This is a genomic window from Anabaenopsis tanganyikae CS-531 (assembly GCF_029891675.1).
Classification (GTDB): Bacteria; Cyanobacteriota; Cyanobacteriia; order Cyanobacteriales; family Nostocaceae; genus Anabaenopsis; species Anabaenopsis arnoldii.
Genome location: NZ_JANQDF010000155.1, coordinates 1 through 5947 on the forward strand (window position 1 = coordinate 1; position 5947 = coordinate 5947).

The 5947-nt window shown below is 39.4% G+C and carries 6 protein-coding genes and 1 pseudogene; 6 read left to right on the forward strand and 1 reads right to left on the reverse strand.

Annotated elements, in window-relative coordinates:
• Positions 1-816: 816 nt before the first annotated feature.
• The gene (locus NWP22_RS14970) at positions 817-1812 is read right to left on the reverse strand and encodes a CsgG/HfaB family protein (protein WP_280793542.1); all 996 of its coding nucleotides are present in this window, start codon (positions 1810-1812) and stop codon (positions 817-819) included.
• Between the two features lie 378 nt (positions 1813-2190).
• Between NWP22_RS14970 and NWP22_RS14975 the strand changes: the two genes are divergently transcribed.
• From NWP22_RS14975 to NWP22_RS15000, 6 genes and pseudogenes are all read left to right on the forward strand, one after another.
• Positions 2191-2334: a WD40 repeat domain-containing protein gene (locus NWP22_RS14975; RefSeq protein ID WP_280793541.1), complete on the forward strand. Its 144-nt coding sequence runs from the start codon at positions 2191-2193 to the stop codon at positions 2332-2334.
• Positions 2335-2646: 312 nt separating this feature from the next.
• Positions 2647-3285, forward strand: a complete 639-nt coding sequence (locus tag NWP22_RS14980) for a hypothetical protein (RefSeq protein WP_280802050.1) — start codon at positions 2647-2649, stop codon at positions 3283-3285.
• A gap of 17 nt (positions 3286-3302) precedes the next feature.
• On the forward strand, positions 3303-3869 hold the full coding sequence (locus NWP22_RS14985) for a PepSY domain-containing protein (protein WP_280802051.1): 567 nt from the start codon (positions 3303-3305) through the stop codon (positions 3867-3869).
• Positions 3870-4173: 304 nt separating this feature from the next.
• Positions 4174-4422 (forward strand): annotated as a pseudogene (locus NWP22_RS14990) (WD40 repeat domain-containing protein); the annotation flags it as partial.
• On the forward strand, positions 4404-4568 hold the full coding sequence (locus tag NWP22_RS14995; protein ID WP_280802052.1) for a hypothetical protein: 165 nt from the start codon (positions 4404-4406) through the stop codon (positions 4566-4568). The pseudogene NWP22_RS14990 and the gene NWP22_RS14995, both read left to right, overlap by 19 nt.
• A 180-nt stretch (positions 4569-4748) precedes the next feature.
• On the forward strand, positions 4749-5947 hold a 1199-nt coding region (locus NWP22_RS15000; RefSeq protein WP_280802053.1), incomplete at its 3' end, for a tetratricopeptide repeat protein.

The window sequence follows — 5947 nt, forward strand, 5'->3', positions numbered from 1 at the left end:
CCATAAATCTTCATAGAAGTCGGGGATATTGTCCGTGGGGTGAATCCTCATATCCCCGACTTCTGACCATAATCTTGTCAGGTAGCCATAAATCTTCATAGAAGTCGGGGATATTGTCCGTGGGGTGAATCCTCATATCCCCCACTTCTGACCATAATCTTGTCAGGGTTGTTGACGGTGGTCGGTGAGCGGAGTCGATAGCGATAGCGTGGCGTTAGCCATACCGTTGACGGTGGTCGGTGAGCGGAGTCGATAGCGATAGCGTGGCGTTAGCCATACCGTTAACGGGTCAGGGGTCAGGGGTTAAGAGCTACGACAATCGGGAACCGGGGGTTAGAAACCCCCGTCTAATAGCTTAAGTCGGATAAATCCGACTACGTGTTAAATATAACATTATAAATCAGGTTAACAATCATTGCCTAGAGTATTTTTTGTAACCTAACAGTCCACTTTTAGTGGACTTTGGCTATTAGACGCTTAATTTATTCCCCGGCTGCACTGAGCAGCAGCGCCAATGCGATATGCTTGCAGCAGCGCCAATGCGATATCGCACCTTTAGAGGATGTTTGATAACTTTTATAAGGTGATTTTAGACACTTCTTTATCCCCCCTAACCCCCCTTAAAAAGGGGGGGACTAGAGTCAAAGTCCCCCTTCTCAAGGGGGATTTAGGGGGATATAAAAATATTAGATACACCATGAGGGACTTGACAAACAACCTCTTAGCCTCTAGATGGGAACGCAATTCTCAAGGTTCGACTGTCTTTTTTGCCCCTTGCGAGGAATTGGTTATGAAAAACCTCTTAATTTTTATTTCCTATTGTGTGGGAGAAGCCAGATCACCTACTTTAAAACCATTACCAGAAACAATTTTACCAACACTAGAAGACGTATCCACATCATACAATTCCACAACCCCAACGGGAGTGGTTAAACGGCGGATTACTTTGCCTGTTTGTGGATCTTTTATTTCCTTACCCACTCTTTCGATAGAAACCTTCATTCCTACACTATAGCCGTCACTTGAACCTTTATTCAGAATAACTGAACCAGCACTAATGTCGGCAACCACTGCATTTACACGGGGTAATACTTTGGGAACTGCTGCTAGTTGGTTATTTTTTTTGTCTATCTCGCTAATAACTTGTTCTACAGCTTTTTGAGTGGCTACGGATAACAATTTACCTTCATTACTGGTAGTTGTACCACCTCCCATTCCAAAAACATAAACCTGATCATCTTTTTGAGTGCCAACACCGCTACCTTCTGCAACCATAATGATTTCACCAGTAGTGGTGTTAACTGCTCGAACATTTAAAGAGACAAGAGCCTCTGTAGTCTGTCCACCGACGTTAACACCAAATAAACCAAAACTCGATCCTTTTTTTTGAATGTCAAATTGAGTAACCGAACCAATAATAATTACCTCAACTCCTAATAAACGACCGATTTCTGCGGCCGTGCTAGGATTAACTCTGCCACTAGCACCTAAGTTTTGTTCTGTTAATACCGCATTCAGACGACTTCTTTCTATTACTCGATATTTGTCTGAATCTACTAAACGATTCACCAATACTTCACTGACACCTTTAGCACTACCGCCAAAAATATCTAATAACAATTGAGGGTTACTTAAGGCGCTATAGTCAAAATCTAAGACAGCGATTCTGATTTTTTGTTGGCTACTAGCTTGAGCAATAATGGCAGGAGGAGTGTTTGCTTTAACGGGATAATTGTTAGAGGCGATCGCCGCAGTGCCTAACAACCCTACAAGCAGAAAAGAAAGATTTTTAGAGATAAAATGTTTGTTCATCAAGTATTGTTTTCTTACTTTTACAACTAACCAGAAGTTACCTATTGACAATAAACTCTAAATATGTGTGACGCTAAAAAGCACATATTTTCGTAGGGGTTTAGCATTGCTAAACCCTTACCACACGGGTATATTTACTATCAACATCATCATTGTTCAAAGCCGGAAATTGGCTATTTTGGCAAGATTAACCATTTTTCCCCTGGTTTTGAATATTGATTCAATCACAATCTAAAAATAGCACAATCAACTTACCTTTAGTTGAAAAGTGTATTTTTTTGTCTTGTCGTATCAGTGATACTATTTAGGTAATTTTGTCATCTATCTAAAGATAGATATGTGAAAGAATAAATCATTCAAGGGCTACTAGCCCCCCTGGTGGAACAGCAGGACTCAATCCGAGAGCGTGTTTATATCACTTTTCATTCAAAGCCGGTTCTGTCAGTAGCCTTCAGCCCCGATGGTAAAACCTTAGTCTATGGGAGTGGGGATAACACCATCAAGATTTGGCGGGGGCGTTAATGGTCATGGTGTTGACGGTTGACGGTATAGCTAACGCCACACGAAGCGCTGCTGTAAGTCATATACCCCCATGCCTTTGTAAGGTGAGGGGTCAATACTACTCTAAAATTTTTATATTATCAAAAATCTATCTTTAGATAGATGACAAAATTACCTAAATAGTATTACTGAGATTGACTAAAATCAATGTGTCATTTATTTTATTATGTCCAGAGCGTGGTATTATAAATTTCATCTATTTAAACTTTTGCTGTTTCTTCTTATAAGTACACATACAGTTAAATATTTAACTAACCATCAAAGGTAAAACCCATGCAATTAATAGGACTAACTAAAGCTGTAGCCTTAACAACACTGACATTCACCCTCAGTGCTACCCCCGGTTGGAGTCAAACCAATCAAAACAGCTTCACTTGTCCCTCAACTTCCTACCCCGGTTGTGTGGAACAAATTCCCACCCCCTTGGGGTTAACACCTGAACCAGGGAAATACCAGAAAAATGTTGCTACTTTATTACCCTTCGACATCCCCGGTGGAGGAACAATTCCGACTGTGGGGGGACTGTTCGCCTTGGGTCTGAAGAGAAGGGCTGTTACAGGGGTAAAAATAGTTGCTACTGGGTCTGAATGCAGTACATCTCCTAGAATTTGCGAATCATGGCTTAGAGTTTTTATTCAAAATACTACTGGACAACCCCAAAAATACTTAGTTATTAAAGCAAATATCTATGATAAACAACGGAATGAATTAACCAATGATGCTTGTTTTAGCGGTTATGAAATAATTGATATTGGAAAAAATTTGCTTCCAAATGCCAAAATATCTGTGCAAACTCATTTGAGAAAATATTTCGAGTACGGCACAGCCCAACTCAGTAAGGTGGAATGGCGTGGACTGAGAAAGCCTGATGCCAATAAGGTATATCCTGAAGTCAATTATCAATGTCCGTAAGCAATGAGGCACAAGTTATGAAAATCAAACTACTTCCACATTTCAGCTTTTTATTAATTACTACTCTCACTCTATCCACGTCTATCCACACCCCAGCAGTTAACGCACAACCAGCAACTTTTAATTTTGATGATACTCTCAAATGTATACCAGAACATTGTCTTCAACTTCCAAATGACAATAGATTTCGTAACTCTCAAATTACACAAAGACTAATTAATCAATTACTAAAATGGGATAATATCTGTCAAAGATTGACTGGTCAAATTTTATGTGCTGTACGTAAATCATATAAATTCCAAAATGGAACAATTTCTCTCAAAATTCAGGGTACTGAAGGTGTCTCCACAGATATTCAGTTTAATTCTGGTATCAGTTCACAACAAGCTCTAAATATTGCCAAGCAATCTTTTAATGATGGTGAATCTTTTGCAAAAACAGAAAGGTTAAAAAACAGAACTGTTTTATATAGTTATCCCATTGATGATGGTGGTGGAGAGAAATTTTATCTACAAGAAACTTACTTGATTTTAAATTCCCGAAATCAAGTCAATAGAATAGTTTCAATATTTACAAATCCTTGATTTTTTTTGGGTTTTATGAAGACTTTATCCCCTCGTTAACATCTATCCTTCATTTAGCTTTGGCTGATTACACCCAAGCTATTAAACTTAATCCTAAGAGGATGTTTTAAAAGTTTATCATGATGTATCAAATGTTTTCATATCCCCCTAAATCACCCTTTTGTTAAAAATTTAGCCCCCCTTTTTAAGGGGGTTTGGGGGGATCAATCAGTGTCATTAATAGTAAACTATCATGAACAAGCCACAACCAATTGAGTATGTAACTGCTTATCAAGCACAAAAATCACTAACATCATGGGAGTTAGAATATACCCTCTCAGGACATTCAGGGTCGGTTAATTCAGTAGCATTCAGCCCGGATGGTCGCACCTTAGCCTCTGGGAGTGATGATGGCACCATAAAACTGTGGGATGTCGCCACCCAAGAGGAAATCGCCACCCTTAAAGGACATTCAGCGTGGGTTTATTCAGTAGCCTTGAGCTTCGATGGTAAAACCTTAGCTTCTTCTGGGAGTAGGGACAGTACCATCAAGATTTGGCAAAGGCGTTATTAATCCACATATATTCTCACACAGAAGAAGTGAAAGCCGTCCCCGCTGGTGGAACAGCAGCTAAACTTATATTAACGATCGCCCTTAGAGTCGCAGGGTTATTAAAAGCCGTTAGCGATCGCCATTACAGGCAATTTCCATTCAATTAATGTCCCCACCATCTGAGGACAGCAATTACTAAGACTAATATTAATACCCCTACAAGACCCTAGAAACCCTACAATATAAAACAGGTCTAAAATTACCTTAACCAAAAAATTGTTAAAAATCAAACACTACTCCCTGAGTGAGATTAATATTTCTGGTCAGATGAAGGCAAATTTTTACTAATGGACTGGCAAACTATATTACAAGCCCAACAGAAAGACTTTATCAACCGACTGAAGTCCGGTAATTTATTCCAGTGTGACCACCCAGGACAGCACGGCGAGTTAACCGTGATTACCAGTGACAGGTTACCGCAATTACGGCGGTTTTGCTGGGACATGGCTAATAAATATAAAGGTAGTTCCTCTCATATTCGTGATCTGTTTGTTAACAACATGAAGGGAAAGCTAGGGGAGGAAGTAGTTAAAACCCGTTTAGGTGATCTGCTCACGGAGGTTGACTATGAACAATACCAGGGTGGTGATGGTAAGGTAGACTTTACCCTAGCTGCTGATTCATCCATTGGTATTCAGGTAAAAGCTCGTCAGGGTAAATTTAATGAAATTGAATGGTCAATTAGTCAAGAAGAAATTAACAAAAATGCGGTTCTGGTTTGTATTTTAATTGAAGAAGAAGTCAGTGAGGCACAAAATGAATATCATTTAGTCCTTGCAGGGTTTTTACCCACTAACATGACAACAGTGAGAGGAGGGAAAGCCAGGGTAAAAATCAATGAGTTGCTGTATTCTAGTGGTTTACGCAGCTACTTAGAAAATTTGACAGCTTCCCCAGGTAATGACACCCAACCTGCTAAACTTAATCCTAATGCTAAAGCTTACTTGAATAGCGGTAATGTTTACCGTAACCAGCAGAAATGGGATTTAGCTCTGGCTAATTTCAACCAAGCTATTAAACTTAATCCTAATTATACTAAAGCTTACAACAATCGCGGTAATGTTTACTATAACCAGCAGAAATGGGATTTAGCCCTGGCTGATTTCAATCAAGCTATTAAACTTAATCCTAATTATGCTGCAGCTTACAAAAATCGCGGTGATGTTTACCGTAACCAGCAGAAATGGGATTTAGCTCTGGCTGATTTCAACCAAGCTATTAAACTTCATCCTAATTATGCTGCAGCTTACAACAATCGCGGTGATGTTTACCGTAACCAGCAGAAATGGGATTTAGGTCTGGCTGATTTCAATCAAGCTATTAAACTTAATCCTAATTATGCTGCAGCTTACAAAAATCGCGGTGATGTTTACCGTAACCAGCATAAATGGGATTTAGGTCTGGCTGATTTCAATCAAGCTATTAAACTTAATCCTAATTATGCTCAAGCTTACATCAATCGCGGTGATGTTTACTATAACCAGCA

What these genes read in the sequence shown, in the direction of transcription:
- NWP22_RS14985 (WP_280802051.1), top strand. Translation starts at nt 3,303, where the DNA reads ATGAAAATCAAACTACTTCCACATTTCAGCTTTTTATTAATTACTACT.
- NWP22_RS14980 (WP_280802050.1), top strand. Translation starts at nt 2,647, where the DNA reads ATGCAATTAATAGGACTAACTAAAGCTGTAGCCTTAACAACACTGACA.
- NWP22_RS14970 (WP_280793542.1), bottom strand. Translation starts at nt 1,812, where the DNA reads ATGAACAAACATTTTATCTCTAAAAATCTTTCTTTTCTGCTTGTAGGG.